Source organism: Paenibacillus sp. YN15, from assembly GCF_003285005.1.
Taxonomy (GTDB): domain Bacteria; phylum Bacillota; class Bacilli; order Paenibacillales; family NBRC-103111; genus Paenibacillus_AR.
In genome coordinates this window covers 80,537-97,705 of the sequence record NZ_QMFA01000021.1, presented here as the reverse complement: position 1 = coordinate 97,705, position 17,169 = coordinate 80,537, and the positions used below count along the sequence as shown (strand labels likewise).

Here is a 17,169-nt window from a genome sequence, read left to right as displayed (position 1 = left end):
TTTTCCGGATTTTCGCGGACAGACGATCCGTTATGTGCTCCCAAATGACTCTGAACCGGCATTTTTACCGCTCATAACGGATTCTGTGTCCGCTGCGCCTCCAGAAAGGCTCTTTTTAGCAAAATAACGGAACCTCGGTCCGCCAACCTGCCATGAGGATCGCAACACAGTCGCCAACCCGCTACGGGGATATCACCACAGCTGCCAACCTGCCAGGAGCATAGCACCACAGTCCGTCAACTGTCCGCGGAGATAGTTATCCCCCGGGAATATCCTCCCTTCTGCCATTAACCATAGGCGCCTACCCCACATATCCTGTAGCATCAGCAAAAACTTACAGGAGGTACGCGTTATGTGGGAGGATTGGGAGAAGCTGTTCAGACAGGTAGCCAAAACCTCGCAGCAGGTCAAAAAAGCGCTGGACGATTTCCGCGGCCCCGAGCCGCATGTGAGAATTTATGAGACTGACCGCTACGTCAAGGTAGTCGTCAGCCCCATGCCCGAGCAGAAGGTGCGGCGCTGGTCGGTGAAGGTGCTGGGGGACCGGGTATTCATCCGGGGCAAGTACGAGGTGGAAACCCTGGCCAAGGATGATCTGGGCTACGAAATGGCGGAATTTCGGGCGGATGAATTCGTGAAGGCGGTGCGGCTGCCCGTGCCGGTGGAAGCGAAGCCCTACAGCTCCCGCAAAGAAGGAGAGGTGCTGATCGCCACATTCCTGAAGCGGAAGGAGCTGCCCGCAGGTGGTTGGTTCGATCTTTAGAAGCGCAAACAAGACCGTCCCATGCCCCTGGGCTTGGACGGTCTTGTCATGTAACCCGCGTTAGAAGCCGTAGATGGTCATACCCCCGTCAACAAACAAGGTTTGACCCGTGATGTAGCCCGATGCCTCCGAGGAGAGGAAAACCACCGGCCCCACCAGATCGCGCAGCTCCCCGATCCGCTTCAGGGGAGTGCGGGAGAGCACCTCGGCGACGAACTCCTCGTTTTGCAGCAGCTTCTCCGTCAGGGGCGTCTTGAAATACCATGGCCCGATGGCGTTTACCAGAATATTGTGCTTGCCCCATTCCAAGGCCAGAATCTTCGTCATCTGGATCAGCGCGGCTTTGGTGGAGCCGTACACCACCCCGGTCCGGAGCGCCATATGCCCTGCTACAGATGCTACATTCACAATCCGCCCTCCGCCTGCCTCCTTCATATGCCGTCCCGCGCATTGGGACATCATAAAGGCGGATTTCAGATTGGTCTGCACGATGGTTTCCCATTCCTCATCGGTGACCTCAAGGGCAGGCGTCCGGATGTTCATGCCGGCATTGTTCACCAGAATGTCCAGCCGTCCCGCTTCCCCCACTGCCTTGGAAACAGCCGCCTCCACCTGCTCCCGGCTGGTTACATCGGCTTGGCAGATATAGGCCTTGCGGCCTGTCCGCCGAATCTCGGCCGCCGTTTCCTCCAGATCCGACTCCGTCCGGGCTGTCAGGGCCACATCCGCCCCGGCCTCCGCCAATCCCAGGGCAAGAGCCCGTCCGATTCCCTTGCCCGCGCCGGTGACCAGCGCCGTTTTTCCTTCTAGTCCGAATGATGGCAATAACATAATGACATTCCTCCCAAGCGTATATTAGTTTTAAACAAGATGCCCTCTCATTTACGGCTCCGGGACACTCCTATTGGGCGATAACCTCACCGGCAACAACGCCTTCTTTTCGCAGCATAAAGGTTGAAAGAAGGGCAGCCAGGCTCATCAGAAAGCCGTACAGGAATAAATGCTCTATGCCTGCAAATACGTCAGAGGCGTGGTTCAGCAGCGAGCCCATGATAGTTACCCCTACCGCTGTTCCAATATTGCGGGCGAACATCTGCAGCGAGGTGGAGATCCCCTTCTGGTGCGCGCCCACCAGCTGCTGCGACCCGATAATGGAGACCGTGACAATCAGCCCGAAGGCCACCCCCTGGATAACCATGGCGCCGGTGGCGTACACAATCCCCCTATCCTCTCCCAAAAAGGCAAACATAAGGCCCGAGGCGGCCAATATGGTGTTGCCTATCATCAGCATCCGCCGGTAGCCGTACCGGAGAATCCACTTTCCGGCGAACACGGCCACCGCCATCCATCCCAAAGAGTGGCCCAGAAGCGGCATTCCGCTCCAGGTAATGGAATAGCCCTTGGCCTGAAGAAACAGCGGCAGAAAGCTGGAGGTGCCGAACAAGGCGGCACAGGCCAGGACCGAATTTACATTCATCCAGGCCACATTGGGATGGCGCAGGAGATCCAAGGGAACAATGGGAGCGGGATGCCGCTTTTCATACAGGACAAAAACCGCGACCAGCAGCACACCCCCCGCCGCGTACAGCAGATAGTCCGATTCCACCACCGTTGTCAGCAGCAGCAGGCTTATACCGGCGGAGAACAATAAGGCGCCTCCCCCATCCACCTTGGCCGGCTTCGGCTCATAGACCTCCCGGTACGGCAGCAGAAGCAGCAGGGAAATGATGCACAAAGGCGCGTTCACATAGAAAATCCACCTCCAGGACAGATATTCTACGAACAAGCCGCCCAAGAGCGGCGCCAGCACAGCGGATAATCCCCACATGGCGGAGAAAAAGGCTTGAATTTTACCCCGCTGCTCAATCGAGAACAGGTCGCCGGCAATAATATTGGGAAACGGCATCATGACCCCCGCTCCCAATCCCTGGACAGCGCGGAAAAGCACCAATTGAACCATGCTGCCCGAATAACCGCACAGCAAAGAACCCAGCATAAAGAAGATGATGCCGAAGCCGAAGACCTTCTTGCGTCCGAACAAATCGGACAGTCTCCCGGCAATGGGCGCAGCCACAGTGGAGAAAATCATGTAGGCGGCGAAGGTCCAGGCATAGAGCGCCTTGCCTCCCAGCTCATCGGCTACCACCGGCATGGTGGTGTTGATAATGGTCGTGTCCATGGAGGATACCAGCATAGCCAGCACAATACTGGCCATCACCGGCCAACGGTTTTGACGGTTTGACATGGATGAAGAATGCTCCTTTGTGACAATTTTATTTCATTTTTTTGAAACGCATGCAGGGGTTTTCCCGTAATACCCTTCAGCAACCAAAGAACAGCGTGGAAAGGGAGTGGCGTATTTGGAGGTTTATCAAGGCGGCAAAGACGGAAACACCGTAAAGCTTCCCCAGTTTCCCAAAAATACGGTGAAAAAAATCGTATTTGGCGTTGCCGTTGTGGCAATTGTCGGCCTGGCCTGGAGCAGCGTCTACACGGTGCAGGAGGAAGAACAGGCAGCCATCATGACTTTCGGGAAATATACAACAACACAGGAAAGCTCAGGACTTCATTTTAAGCTTCCTTATCCCATTCAGCAAGTGGTGATTGTTCCTGCCAAGCTGACCCAGAAGATTCACATCGGCTACCGGGAGGTCAACGGCAAGGCCAATCCGGTTGAAGAGGAAGCGCTGATGATTACCGGAGACGAGAATATCGTCTCGGCGGACGCGGTAGTGGAATGGCGGGTCTCCGACCTGCACAAGTATCTGTACAATATTGAGAACCCGGAGCATTTCCTGCGGAACTCGGCCATTGCCTCCATCCGCTCGGTCATCGGCTCCACCAAGCTGGATTATGCCATTACAGAGGGCAAAACGGTGATTCAAACCGACGTGAAATCCAAGCTGGAAGAGCTGATGAACCAGTACAACACCGGCATTCATATCATCGACCTGAAGTTCCAGGATATCGAGCCTCCGGAAGGACAGGTGCAAACGGCCTTTAAAGCCGTCACCAATGCCCGGGAGGAAAAGAACACGAAGATTAATGAGGCGCAGAAGTATGTGAATGACCGCCTCCCCAAAGCCCGCGGCGAAGCCCAAGCGCTGATCGAAAGAGCCGAAGGCGAAAAGCAGTCCCGGATTTTGAACGCCCAGGGCGATGTTTCCAAATTCAATGCCGTTTATGCAGAATATGTGAAAAGCCCCAACGTAACCAGCAACCGGCTAACCCTGGAAACCCTGGAGAAGATTCTCCCCAAGGCCAAGGTCATCATCACCGAAGGAAGCGGCAATACCGTGAATTACCTTCCGCTTAACGATCTCCTGAGAAGCTCGACAACAGGAACCGGCGGTACTGCGGCAACTCAAGGAGGTGGCAACCGATGAAACGTTGGATCAGCATTATAGTCGGAGCATTGGTGCTTATTATTCTGGTTGCAGGCTCCCTTTTCATTGTGAAGGAAAATGAATACAAGGTTGTGCTGAAATTCGGCGAAGCGGTTCGCATCCATGAAAATCCCGGGATCAAGCTCAAGATTCCGTTTATTGAAACAGTCTCCACCCTGCCCAAATACCAGAAGGTCAGCGACAGCCAGCCCACCACGATTATGACCAAGGATAAGAAGCCGATTATCGTGGACAATTATACCGTTTGGCGGATCAACAATTCGCGGAGCTTCCTGCAAACGCTGAAAACCGTCACCACTGCAGAAAGCCGCATTGGAGACGCGGTTTACAACACCGTGCGCCGCAAGCTCTCCGAAATCGATTACGGCAGCATTATCAGCGAGGATTCCTCCCGCGGCAACCTGAATGATGATATCACCAAGGAGGTTTCCAATATCGTCGCCCGGCAAAATTACGGCATTGAAATCATCGATGTCCGGATCAAGCGGACGGATCTGCCGGAGGAGAATAAGGAAAGTGTCTACAAGCGGATGATTTCCGACCGGGAATCCATTGCCGCTGGATACCTGTCCGAGGGTGATGAAGAATCCAAGAAGATTACCTCCAACGCCGACCGCCAGGCCCAGGAGCTGATTGCCCAGGCGGAGGCCGACTCCAAGAAAATTATCGCCGAGGGCGAGCAGGAAGCGGCGCGGATCTATAATGATGCGTATGGCAAGGACCCGGAGTTCTACAAGCTGTACAGAACGCTGGAAAGCTATGTGACCACCTTCCAGGGCGAGCCTGTGATCCTGCTTCCCATCGATTCCCCGTATACCCGCATCCTGCTGGGCCAATAATGCCCAGCATAAAGAAGAAGCCTTGACGGAGCTCATGAATGATGCTCTGTCCGGCTTCTTTCTTTTTTCTGCTTACCCTTTCACTCTGCTTCCAAAATGAACCGGTTCCACTTCTGCTGCCATGCCTTATCCTGCCAAAAAGGATGATGGGGCGCACAGTTGGAGCATAGAATCATGCCCCAGAAGCCCAACGCTATCCCCTTCTTGATGGCATATTCGGCAATATCCTTGCCCACCGGCCCCTCCTCGAAGTTGGTTTGCCAGGGAGTATAGCCCACGTAGCCCTCTCCGATGACCATAGGCAGCCCCTTGCGTTCGGCCCATTCCGCCGCTTCCTCCAGCCGCTGGTCAATCTTCTCCCGCATGGCGATCCGGTGAGCACCGTACCGGTCATACAGGAACAAGTCCCACTTGACCGGATCGCACCAGTCGTGGAGGTACAGGAGCTTCAAGCCTACAGGATTGCCCAGCAGCCGCCACTCCTCCCCGTCCGGCAAGGTATATTGGGAGAACGGCGGCGCGCCGTCCCGGAGCAGAGCGGCTGCTGCCGGATTGGGAAAGGGCTGGTCTGCACGGTGCAGCTCCACCGCATCGGTCAGCTCCTGGAGCACCCCATTCAGATAAAGGTGAAAATGGGCTACCTGCTCATTGTCCGCCACATGCTCCTTGGGGTACGCCTGGTTAAGGGTATAACAGCCGGTAATCAGAATATCCGGATGGCCCTTCCGGAGATAGGCCAAAGCCTCTTCCACGAAAGGCTTCATGTACGCGATGGTTTTGGGAGCGTTGCCCTCGGGAATCCCCGCATCCAAGGCCACCTGAGTCATCCGGCCGAATTCCAGCTCATTATGCAGCTCTGCGTAAGCGATCCGTCCGCCAAACCCAGCCTCCTTGACCGCAGCGATCAGCCGGCTCATGGACCGGGCGATGGCCATAAAACGCTTCTCCGGAGCAATGGCCAGCAGTTCGTCGAAGAGCTCCCTTGTTTGCAGAAAGCTGGGGCTTTGCTGGTACTCCCAGGAGGACAGGATAATAAAGCAATTGTACTTCTCCGCCAGCCGGAACAGCTCCAGCAGATGGGACACGCCGTCCAGCTCCGCTCCGCCCTTGCAGTTGTACCAGCGGGTCCGCACTCCTACCTGGCCCAGATTGCCGAAGGCAAGCTTGCCCGGTCTGGGTCCCTCCTCCGTAAACAACAGATACGGCATGGCGCAGATGCGGATAGTATTGTACCCCCGCTCAACCGCCTCCTGGAAGCGGGCCTCCAGATCGTAATAAGGCTCGCCGGGCATGGTCATGGTGTACCAGGAAAAATCCCACATGGTAATGGTCAGTCTCTTCGGCAAATGGCCGGGAATGGTTGCATTCACGTCGTCTTCACACCTTTTGGACAAGTATCGTTATCCTCATGGTACCTTCCGCGGCTTGGCGGCGCAATGGAGGAAGAACGTCTTATGATGGAGGATGTGTGGATTGATCCGCAAATGAAAAAGAGGGCCCTCGCTGGAAGGCCCTTGGGGATTCGTATGGAAAAAGTCCGGTTTTTGCGCTTACAGCACCCTGCGGGCGGATACGTAATGGGTATCCCAATACCCGGAGGTGATGGAGGATATGCCGACGCCGTTCAAGGAGGGTGTATTATGTATGATTTTGCCGTCTCCTATGTAAATGCCCACGTGGTTGATGACGCCGGAGGTGCTTGTCCAGAAAAAGACCAGATCGCCTCTTTGCAAATTGCTTCGTGATACCGCCGTGCCTGCGCTTTGCTGATATTTCGTGCCCCACTTCAAGGTTACGCCTTCGATGCCGAATACATATTTGGTGAAGGATGAGCAATCCAGCTGAGTCGGCGGAAGATTGGAGCCGTATTTGTACTTGGTGACACCGATTAAATTATTGGCGTGGTGGATAATCCTGTCGGCAAGGACTGAGGCTCCCTCGGAAGGTGCCGGTGCAGGCGCCGGATTGGATGATCCCGTGTCCCCCAGCCTGACGTAATCGGTGGATAGATAGCCGATTTGGCCATTGATGTTGACCTTCACCCAATAGGAGTTGACCTTCTCCACCACCTGGAATGCGGTGCCCGCCTTGACCAGGGTGATGATGGAGCTTGAGGTGGAAGGGCCTGTCCGGAAGTTGACGCCTCGCTCCACAACTCCCGCTCCGGCTGCGGGACTCTCCGGCGAGCTGGAATCCAGCTTCACATAATTTGTGGAGAGGTATCCCACTTGGCCGTTGACATTGGCCTTGACCCAGTACGAATTGACCTTGTCGAGAACTTCAAAGGTGGTGCCTGCTTTAACCAAACCGATAATGGAGCTGGATGTGGACGGTGCGGTGCGGAAATTGACGCCCTTCTCCACCACACCCTGTGCGGCCAGGGCCGAAGATGAGATCGACAATGTGAGAACTGCTGCAGTTGTCAAAGATATCAAAGTTTTCTTCATTACATCTCCTCCTGGTACAATTGTAGCCTCCGGAGGAAGATTATGCATTGAATAAATATTGGTAAGGTATAATTTTACAGGGCTTCTGCAGGGGCAGCGTCTGTACCCGGCTGATGGACCAGGCTGTAGCGTTCCCAGCGTCTGCTTTTCCACCGATAAATCATAATCACGGCCCGGGTCCATTCGTCCGCGGCAATGGCCAGCCATACTCCGGCTACTCCCAGATCCAGAACAAACACCAGGAAATATCCCAAGGGCAGGCTCATGCAAACCATGGAGAAGATGCCGATCCACAGGGGATATTTGGCGTCTCCGGCAGCCCGCAGGGAGTTGATGACCACAATGTTCAGCGTCCGCCCGGTTTCCAGGATAATGCCCAGCAGCAGAAGCTGCGCGCCCAGGCGGATAACCTCCGGATCATCGGAGAACAGCCCCATCAGCGGCACCCGTATAGCGACAATCAGCACCAGCATGGCGCAGGTTGCCCCTTCCGCCCAGCGCAGGCTGCTCCACACCCGGGAATACGCCTGATCCTGGCGTTCCGCACCCACCAGCCGCCCCACAATAATGGAAGTCCCCATGCCGATGGCAATGGCGAACAGATAGATAAACATGGAAATATTGGCGGCATACTGCCGGGCGGCCATGGAGGTTTCCCCCAGGAAGGTCACATAGAACAGGAAGGTCATTTGGCAGGCCTGATACATGATCTGCTCAAAAGCGGAAGGAATGCCGATTTTGAGAATCTTCACAATCCGCTCCTTGGACAAACGGATGTAATCTATCCATTCCGGCTTGACCTCGGTAACCTTGTAAAGCAGCCACAGGAAGGTAACAAGCGCCAGGGTTCTGCTGAGCACAGTGGAAACCGCTGCCCCCTGAACACCCAGCTCGGGAAATCCCAAGTTGCCGAAAATAAAGGCATAGTTGAAGAAAATGTGGACTATGTTCATCCCCAAGGATACCAGCATGGCCTGCTTAGTGAAGCCGTGCACCCGAATAATGGCCGACAGGGAATTAATGATCGCCTGCAGGAAGATGGCGCCGCCCACAATGGACAGGTAGCTTTGCGCATAGGTATAAATTTCCCCGGTCAGATTCAGGGTGCGGAGCAGCGACCCGTTGAACAAGAGGAACAAGGCGCTGATGACAATGCCGATCAGCGTATTAAGCGTCACCGCAAGAGCGGATATCTTGGCCGCCTCACGGGGCTGGCGCGAGCCCAAAAATTGCGACACCACAATGGATGCGCCGTTGCCGATAACCTCCAGCACCAGGATGGCAATGTGCAAATAGTTGTTGGCCGCCCCTACTCCCGCTACCGCTTTATCGGATATGGCGCTGAGCATAAACGTATCGGCAATGCCCAGCAGCATAAACAGGGAGATTTCCAGAAAAATCGGCCATGTCAGTTTAAATAAGTGAAATTCCTTGGTGGAGCCCATTACCATCACCCGCTTCATCAATCTCGCTATCGCAAACACGGGAATCGTATCATTGAAAGCGTTCTGCATACTACAGGAAAATGATAACTCTTTTTAATGGGTTGAACGTATTTTCCGATGGGATTGGCAAAAGAAAAAGGCAACCGTTTTCTGCAACGGCTGCCCCGAAAATTCGATATGTAATCCTACACAAACTTGATGCCCAGCACCTCATATTTCAGCGTGCCCATAGGCGCTTCCACATTGATGATATCCCCCACCTTTTTGCCCAGCAGCTCCTTGCCCATAGGGGATTCGTAGGAAATCTTGTTGGCGGTCACATCGGATTCCGCCGGACCTACAATGGTGTATTCCACATGCTCGGCAAACTCGATATCATTCAGTGTGACCGTTGAACCCACGCTGACAGTGGAGGTATCCGCCGAGGACTCATCCACCAGCTTCACATTGGTGAGCATTTTCTCCAGTACCTTGATCCGCGTCTCCATGAAGCCTTGCTCTTCCTTGGCGGAATGATACTCGCTGTTCTCCCGCAGATCGCCGTAGCTGATGGCAACCTTCAGCCGGGTGGCCATTTCCCTGCGTTTTACAGTCTTCAATTCTCTTAATTCATCCTCCAGCTTTTGGAGGCCCTCTTTGGTCAACAGAACTTCTTCGTCTGCCATCTGTCCATACAGCTCCTTATCCACTTCTCTGTTTTCCATTCTACCTGATTTGCGGACAAGAAAAAAGGCCCTCCCCCCGAATGTCTTACGAAGGAACGGCCAACTCCCTTCGGGGAGTGGGTTTTTAATCAAACATTTTGCCCCTGTTCAAAATTTTCCGGTCATCCAGAGCCAGCTTGATCTGCCTCATGGCCAGCACCGCTCCGGGATCAGCCGCTTTGCGGAAGTAGGGCTTTTTGGAGAGGCCGATGCCATGCTCTCCCGAGGTAAGGCCCCCCAGCTCCCGGCTTTTCCCGTAAATCCGGCTCATGACCTCATGCAGCTCCCGTTTCCAGGTTTCCGCATCCCTGCCGCCCCGGACTACGCACAGATGCACATTGCCGTCGCCGGCATGTCCGAAGCTGATGAGCTGCACGCCGCTTTCCTGCTCCACCTGATTGGCGTAGGCAATAAATTCCGCCGTCTTGTTAATCGGCACCACAATATCCACCGGCTCCTGCTCGGAAACAGCCTCCACGGCCTTCACCAGAGCGCCGCGCACCCGCCACACCTCATCCTGCACCCGCTTCTCCTCCAGGAGCAGAAAATCCAGCGCGCCGTTCTGCAGCGCCGCATGTCTGGCCTTATCCGCACGGGCGCGGACCTCCTCCACGCTTGCGCCGTCGAAGGAGAGAAGAATATAAGCTCCCGCATCCGGAAACGGAAAGTGCAGATTCATATACTGTTCCCCCAGCTCCACCACCTTGCGCTCCATAAACTCCATGGCGGTAGGTCCGGTATTCTCGTGAATCAGGCGGATCACCGCGTCGATTCCCGCCTTCAACGAAGCAAACGGCACCAGGGCGCCCAGCACAAACGCCGGTTTGGGAACCAGCTTCAAGACACACTGGGTAATGATCGCCAATGTGCCTTCGGAGCCGATGAGCAGATGCTTCAGGGACAGCCCGCTGCTGTCCTTCACCACCTTGCCTCCGGTGGTTATTATTTCCCCGTTGGGCAAAACGGCGGTGAGCCCCCGCACATAATCCCGGGTCACGCCGTATTTTACCGCCCGCATCCCGCCCGCGTTGGTGCTGATGTTGCCGCCGATGGACGACTCCTTCTCTCCCGGATCAGGAGGGTAAAACAGCCCCTGCTCCTCCACATGCGACTGCAGCCGGGAAAGCAACACTCCAGGCTCCACGGTGACAGTCAGGGTATCCCTGTCCAGCTCCAGAATCCGGTTCATCCGGGACAAATCCAATACAATGCCGCCCCGGTCGGGGACAGTGGACCCCACCAGATTGGTTCCGGCGCCGCGGGGCGTTACAGGCACGGAATGGGTATAGGCCCATTTCATCACGGCGCTGACCTCCTCCGTGCTGACGGGGAACACCACCGCCTCGCAGACGCCCTTCAGCCGGCCCAGATTATCCGTCAAATAAGCCCCGGGAATGTCCGAAACCAGCACCCTTTGCGGATCGGCAATAATCGTTTGCAGCTCGTGCATGAACAATTTCCTCCTATCTCCGGGTAAACAGCTTGGCGAACCAGTCGCCAATGAATTGGGCCCCTTGAACGATCACGATCAGCAGGATGACCGTCGCAAACATAACCCCTGTCTCATAACGGTAATAGCCGTACTGGATGGCCAGGTCCCCTACGCCGCCGCCGCCCACAAGTCCCGCCATGGCCGAGTATCCGATCAGGCTGATGATGGTTACGGTGGTGGCCCGGATTAAACCCGGCATGGCCTCCACGAACAGAACCTTGCGCAGAATCAGGCTTAGCTTGGCGCCTGTGGCAATGGCCGCTTCCAGCACCCCTTTGTCCACCTCGCTGAAGGCCGCCTCCACCAGCCGGGCAAAAAAAGCAATGGAAGCAAAGGCCAGCGGCACCGAAGCCGCCACCGGACCGATGCTGCTTCCGGCGATCATCTTGGTCAGCGGAATCAGCAGCACCAAAAGAATTACAAACGGCACCGAGCGGATCACATTGACAATCACACCCATAATGGCGTTCAAGACCCGGTTAGGGAAAAACAGCCTGCTTGCCGTGAGATACAGCACCAGGCCGATGAGCAGGCCAAAAACCAGCGAAGCCGCCATGGCGATGCAGACCATCAGCGCCGTTTCCCCCAGGGCTTCCATTAATTCAAGGCGCAGAATATCCCAGGTTGTATTCATCGGCCGCTCCCTCCTTGTCCAGGAGCGGCAAGCTCCTCGATCTTAAATACCTGGCCGGCAATATAGGCCTTGGCCTTGGCGGTTTCCTCCGCGCTGCCGCTTAGCTTGATCAACAGAATACCCAGCGGCTTGCCGTGGATATATTCAATCTTGCCGTGGAGAATATCCACCAGCACATCGTAATCCTTGGAAACCCGGCTGATCAGCGGCTCGTAGGCACGTTCCCCGGTATAGGTAATCTTCAGCAGCACCTCATCCGGGCGGATATCCAGATGCTCCGGCGCCTCAATGTTCAGCACCCGCTCCACCAATGAACGGGTCATGGGATGCTGCGGCTCCGTGAACACCTGGTAGGTGTCCCCGGTTTCCACGATTTTCCCCTCCGCCATCACCGCAATCCGGTCGAACAGCTTCTTGGCCACATCCATCTCATGGGTAATAAATACGATAGTAATGGGATTCTCCCGGTTGATGCGCCGCAGAATCCGGATAATCTCCTCCGTATTCTCCAGATCCAGAGCCGATGTCGCCTCATCGCACAGCAGAATTTCCGGGTCATTGGCCAAAGCGCGGGCAATAGCCACCCGCTGCTTCTGTCCGCCGCTGAGGTTTGCAGGATACACATTGGCCTTGTCCGACAGGTTCACCTGGGCCAGCAGCTCCGTCACCCGGTCGTGAATCCTCTCCTTGGGACAATTATTGGCCTTAAGGGCAAAGGCGATGTTGTGATAGACCGTAGCCCCGCTGATCAGGTTGAAATGCTGGAAAATCATCCCGATCTTGAGTCTCACCTTGCGCAGCTCCGCCCCCTTGAAGCGGGTAATATCCTGTCCGCCCACAATGACATTGCCGGAGGCGGGAGGCTGCAGCAGGTTGATCACCCGCACCAGCGTGCTTTTGCCGGCTCCGCTGGGTCCCACAATGCCGAAGATTTCCCCCTTGCCTACAGTTAACGAGGCATTTTCCACCGCATTCAATTTCCGGCCCTTATGCTTAAACACCACATTGATATTGTCCAATACGATCAATTGCCGACACCCTTTCTCGAAGAAAGCCTCAACTGTTCCGGCGGTCCGGTGACATCCGGTACGGCTTAAAGGAGCGGCTGCCCGCGAAGCTCCTGCTTCCGGCGGCCGCTCCCCTGGATGGTTAACGTCTATAGAGCTTACTTGCCATACTTGGCGGTGTACCATTCCGGCTTGTCAAAGGCCTTGAAGATCCCGTTGGCATCCTCAATCGCCTTGTGAAACTCCTCGGATTCCACGGCAGCCTTCAGGTCCTTGCCCAGCTGGCCGTTGATATCCGGGGTGCGGACCGCTACTACGTTCTTGTAATCCTCGGTCAGCTTCTCCACCGCAAGAGCCTTGGCAAAGTCCAGCTTGGCGGCGATGGCGAAGTTGCCGGGAATCAGACCCACGGCCACACTGTCCAGGCTGCGGGAGATTTGCGCCGCGTCCATGGTGACGAACTCAAGCTTGCGGGGATTGCCGGAAATATCGTGAACCGTGGCCTTGGTGGCATCCACATCGGCCTTCAGCTCAATCAGCTCCAGGGTTTGCAGGAATTTCAGGGAGCGGGCCAGATTGGACGCATCCACGGCAAGGGCTACCTTGGAGCCGTCGGGAATTTCCTTCAGGCTCTTCACCTTGTTGGAGAATACGCCCATGCCGGCGGTGGGAACAGAGATCACCTTGCCGATGTCCAGCTTGTTGTCGGCGGCAAATTTGGTCAGGTACACCGTATGCTGCATCAGGTTGGCGTCGATTTCGCCGCTGCCCAAGGCCTGATCGGGCTGCACGTAATCGCTGAATTGCACCACTTCGATTTTATAGCCCAGCTTCTCCATATACGGCGCAATGGCCAGCTTGATCATATCTCCGTACGGGCCTGGAGAAACGCCCATCTTTATATTCTTGCTGGCGGCAGGAGATCCGTCTGCTCCCGCGGAAGGCTCCTCCTTGCCTCCGCAAGCGGTCAGCAGCAATCCGAATACGGATATTGCCAAAGCCAGAATCAACCATCTGTTTGTCTTTTTCACCATGATGTTCTCTCCCTTGTCTCTTTTGTAAAGTAGTCTAATAAGTGCATGTTTTTATCCGCAAATTCATACCTTATTAGTCGGTTTAATGTTTTAAAGTATAGTAGCCTCTTGGGGGCTTGTCAATCTTTTTTCAGAAAATGCAAAAAGCCCTCAGGTGCGCCGTCCGCATCTGAGGGTAGCCGGAGATTTTGCCGGGATCAGCGGCTTTTGATCACAGGGGCCCATTTATTCAATAAAGCCTCGATATCCGTCCTCCTGATCGGCTTGCATACATAGTCGTCCATTCCGGCCTCCAGGCAGATTTTCCTGTCCTCCTGGCGGGCGAATGCGGTAACGGCAATAAATATCGGCAGGCTCCAGGGAAGCAGCTCCCGCTTTATGAGGGGAACCACCTCCAGACCGTCCATACGGGGCATTTGAACATCCAGAAATACGATATCATACGGCGTTTGGCGGACCTGCTGCAGCGCCTCCACCCCGTCCTCCGCCCAGTCCGGATAATAGCCCAGCCGGCCAAGAATGATTTTGAGCAGCATCCGGTTGGCCTCATTGTCCTCCGCTACCAGGATGCGCAAGGGTCCGTACAGCCCCTCCGCCGGTACGGCACGATCCTCCGGCTCAGTCTGCCGGCAGCTTGTGCTTGCGCCGTCTGCAGACTCCTCCAGAAGGTCCAGGGGCAGGGTAAAATGAAACACCGAGCCCTTGCCTTCCTCGCTATCCACGCCGATGCGGCCGCCCATCAGCTCCACCAGCTTCTTGCTGATGGCAAGCCCCAGGCCGGTGCCTCCGTATTTGCGGTTAATGGACGGATGCAGCTGGGAGAAGGAATGGAACAGTTGGTGCTGCCGGTCCAACGGAATTCCGATTCCCGTATCCCGGACCCGGAATTCAAGAAAAGCTCTGTTGGCATCTGTATGGATCAGCTCCACGGAGATAACGATGGAGCCGGAGTCCGTAAACTTCACCGCGTTTCCCACCAGATTGATGAGAATCTGTCTTAACCTTCCTTCGTCTCCCGCCAGCAGCTCGGGAATGGCCGGGTCGATCTCGGCGGCAATATCCAGATTCTTCGCTTTTCCCCGACGCCGAAACAGCTCCGCAACATCCGAGAGGATCATGGGAACAGACAGGGGCGCCACATGAAATTCCAGCTTGCCCGCTTCCATTTTGCTGAAATCGAGAATTTCATTGACAATTTTCAGCAGCGAGTGTCCGCTGCCCACGATCACATCCGCCAGCTCCCGCTGCTCCGGCTGAAGGGACATCTCCGCCAGCAGCTCCGCCATGCCGATAATCCCGTTCATCGGCGTCCGCAGCTCATGGCTCATAATGGCCAGGAACTCCGACTTGGCCTGATCGGCCCGCTCCGCCGATTCCTTGGCCCGGATAATCTCCTGCTCCTCCGTCAGATCGCGGAAAACCACCACCACGCCCCGGGCATGCTCCCGGTCCAACGGGCTCACCTGGTAGCTGGCGAAGAAGCTGCTGCCGTCCCTCCGCCAAAAAATCCCCTCCAGGTTGCGCCTTGGGATGCCGTCCCGAAGCGCACGTTCAATCGGGGTATGCCCTTCGGGAAACACGGAACCATCGGGGCTATGGACATTCAGAAGCGAAATCCGGCGCAGCGCCTCCCGCTCCTCCCCCTGCTCAAAGCCGAATATTCTGGCTCCGGCAGGATTAATGAAGGTCATATTCCCGCGGGCGTCCAGACCGGCTATCCCCTCCGATACCGCATTTAACAGCAGAGTCCGTTCGTCATTCAGCTTTTCGATTTGCTCCACGTACCGCTTCCGCATAGTGATGTCATTGGCAATGCCGTAGACTCCGGCCACCTTGTCATCCACAATAATGGGCAAAAGGGTAAGGCTCAGATCGATCCAGCTGCCGTTTTTATGCAAAATGGCGCATTCCGTCGTACATGCCTCCCCTTCCCGGACCTGGACAAACTGTTTTTTGATCCGGTTAATCTCCCGCGGATGGATAATTTTGAGAAAGGAATGATCCTGAATATTGCCGATGGACCAGCCGGTGAGAGATTCCACATGGGGATTGGCAGCCAGCATCCGGCCGGACAGATCCATCTGGAATACGCAAAAAGGATTGTATTCAAACAGCGAGCGGTAGCGCTGCTCGCTTTCCCGGACCATCCGCTCCATTTCCACCTTGACGGTAATATCCTGGGCGTAGCCGATGCAGCGGTGGGGTTTGCCGTCATTATGCCAGGTCAATTCCCATTGGGCATGAATCACACGCTGCTCCCGGGATGGCAAGAATATCCGGTATGTGATTTCCCTCGGCATGCCGGTTGCCGCCGTCTCCCGCATACAATCCCGGAGGCGTTCACAATCCTCGGGAGGCATGACCAAGAACAAATTCTCCAGCTTTTCATCCTCTACCTGCTCAACGGCATACCCGAATATCCGGCGGGCTTCCTCGGAAAAATACAGCTTGCCCTCGGCAATATGCCAGTCCCACGATCCGATATGGGCAATACGCTGGGCTTCGGCCAGAATATGCTCCACGTTCTTGCGGTACGTGATATCCCGGCCCATCCCCAACATAAGCTCCATGTTGCCCCGTTCATCGAACATACGCTGGAAGGAAATTTCAAACCACAAATGGTTGCCTTGTTTATGCCGGAGACGGCGCTGCTTCACACCCCCGCCCGCATAGAACTCCTCCGGGGTCATATCCCTGAATTCGTCCGGGTGATAGAAGTCGAACCGGCTTTTGCCGATCATTTCCTCCTGTTCATACCCCAACAGATCTTTGCAGGAGGGAGATATATACGTCAGGATTCCATCGGGGGTGGTAAAGGAGATCATGTCATGCTTGCTATTGGTCATCAGTTGGGCCAACGCTTCGTTATTTTGGGAGTTTTTCCGTTCCTCCCTTTCCCGGGAGACATCCTTCATCATAAAAAGCACTGTCCGTTCCTTCATTAACGCGGATAATGCCCTCACTTCGATCCAAACGGGATGTCCGCTCTTATGTATAAACTGCAGTTCTCCCCAATCCTCCTGGGGGAATGGGAAGCGGTCCACTAACGCATTCAACCGTTCCGGAGCAAACATCCCCCGGTCTGCGGGGGCCAGAATTTCCTCGGCGCGGCAGCCCATCAGCTCTGCACTGGAGTAGCCCAGCATGGACTGCACAGCCGGATTGGCATCCATCAACCTGCCGCTACCCGCAGAATATATTGCGATGCCAAACGGAACCTGCTCCCAAACCGCTTCCAGCATCGGTAAACGTTCCTTTGGGGGATAACCCATGGTATCTTCCTCCTGGCGGTTTTTTGCTCACCGGCTTTATATACCTATTATTCTATTATAATAATTTCAATATAAATGAACAGGTGAAATGAAAAGAAAAAGCCCCGGCGCGGGGCTTTTTTGCA

General features: G+C 55.3%; 14 protein-coding genes. 3 read left to right on the top strand and 11 right to left on the bottom strand.

The window, feature by feature from the left end; translation table 11 throughout:
* Positions 1-352: 352 nt before the first annotated feature.
* Positions 353-763, top strand: coding sequence for an Hsp20/alpha crystallin family protein (locus tag DQG13_RS17405; protein WP_113021055.1), 411 nt, complete (start codon positions 353-355; stop codon positions 761-763).
* 60 nt (positions 764-823) lie between these two features.
* On the opposite strand, the gene DQG13_RS17400 is transcribed toward DQG13_RS17405, so the two are convergent.
* Together DQG13_RS17400 and DQG13_RS17395 are read right to left on the bottom strand one after the other, a co-directional pair.
* Positions 824-1,594 carry an SDR family NAD(P)-dependent oxidoreductase gene (locus DQG13_RS17400; protein ID WP_113021054.1) on the bottom strand — a complete coding sequence of 257 codons (771 nt, stop codon included), beginning with the start codon at positions 1,592-1,594 and terminating at the stop codon, positions 824-826.
* Between the two features lie 70 nt (positions 1,595-1,664).
* On the bottom strand, positions 1,665-3,008 hold the full coding sequence (locus tag DQG13_RS17395; RefSeq protein ID WP_113021053.1) for an MFS transporter: 1,344 nt from the start codon (positions 3,006-3,008) through the stop codon (positions 1,665-1,667).
* Between the two features lie 115 nt (positions 3,009-3,123).
* Between DQG13_RS17395 and hflK the strand changes: the two genes are divergently transcribed.
* Together hflK and hflC are read left to right on the top strand one after the other, a co-directional pair.
* Positions 3,124-4,149: an FtsH protease activity modulator HflK gene (gene hflK / locus DQG13_RS17390; RefSeq protein ID WP_113021052.1), complete on the top strand. Its 1,026-nt coding sequence runs from the start codon at positions 3,124-3,126 to the stop codon at positions 4,147-4,149.
* The gene (gene hflC / locus DQG13_RS17385; protein WP_113021051.1) at positions 4,146-5,009 is read left to right on the top strand and encodes a protease modulator HflC; all 864 of its coding nucleotides are present in this window, start codon (positions 4,146-4,148) and stop codon (positions 5,007-5,009) included. Before hflK ends, hflC begins: the two co-directional genes overlap by 4 nt.
* Before the next feature lie 80 nt (positions 5,010-5,089).
* On the opposite strand, the gene DQG13_RS17380 is transcribed toward hflC, so the two are convergent.
* From DQG13_RS17380 to DQG13_RS17340, 9 genes are all read right to left on the bottom strand, one after another.
* A complete protein-coding gene (locus tag DQG13_RS17380; protein ID WP_113021076.1) occupies positions 5,090-6,331 on the bottom strand; it encodes a cellulase-like family protein in 1,242 nt (413 codons plus the stop codon).
* A 228-nt stretch (positions 6,332-6,559) separates the two neighbouring features.
* Positions 6,560-7,456, bottom strand: coding sequence for a C40 family peptidase (locus DQG13_RS17375; protein ID WP_181592814.1), 897 nt, complete (start codon positions 7,454-7,456; stop codon positions 6,560-6,562).
* Between the two features lie 74 nt (positions 7,457-7,530).
* Complete coding sequence (locus tag DQG13_RS17370) at positions 7,531-8,919, bottom strand: MATE family efflux transporter (protein ID WP_258525724.1); 1,389 nt, start codon at positions 8,917-8,919, stop codon at positions 7,531-7,533.
* A 167-nt stretch (positions 8,920-9,086) separates the two neighbouring features.
* Positions 9,087-9,566 carry a transcription elongation factor GreA gene (gene greA, locus DQG13_RS17365; protein ID WP_113021075.1) on the bottom strand — a complete coding sequence of 160 codons (480 nt, stop codon included), beginning with the start codon at positions 9,564-9,566 and terminating at the stop codon, positions 9,087-9,089.
* Positions 9,567-9,690: 124 nt separating this feature from the next.
* The gene (locus DQG13_RS17360; protein ID WP_113021048.1) at positions 9,691-11,055 is read right to left on the bottom strand and encodes an FAD-binding oxidoreductase; all 1,365 of its coding nucleotides are present in this window, start codon (positions 11,053-11,055) and stop codon (positions 9,691-9,693) included.
* A 13-nt stretch (positions 11,056-11,068) separates the two neighbouring features.
* Positions 11,069-11,731 (bottom strand): methionine ABC transporter permease, encoded by a 663-nt coding sequence (locus DQG13_RS17355; protein ID WP_113021047.1) that lies wholly within the window; start codon positions 11,729-11,731, stop codon positions 11,069-11,071.
* Entirely contained in the window at positions 11,728-12,759 is a 1,032-nt protein-coding gene (locus DQG13_RS17350; RefSeq protein WP_113021046.1) for a methionine ABC transporter ATP-binding protein, read from the bottom strand. The genes DQG13_RS17355 and DQG13_RS17350 overlap by 4 nt, the downstream gene beginning before the upstream one ends.
* Positions 12,760-12,896: 137 nt before the next feature.
* Positions 12,897-13,772 (bottom strand): MetQ/NlpA family ABC transporter substrate-binding protein, encoded by an 876-nt coding sequence (locus DQG13_RS17345; RefSeq protein ID WP_113021045.1) that lies wholly within the window; start codon positions 13,770-13,772, stop codon positions 12,897-12,899.
* A gap of 197 nt (positions 13,773-13,969) precedes the next feature.
* Positions 13,970-17,044 carry a PAS domain S-box protein gene (locus DQG13_RS17340; protein ID WP_113021044.1) on the bottom strand — a complete coding sequence of 1,025 codons (3,075 nt, stop codon included), beginning with the start codon at positions 17,042-17,044 and terminating at the stop codon, positions 13,970-13,972.
* Positions 17,045-17,169 lie beyond the last annotated feature (125 nt).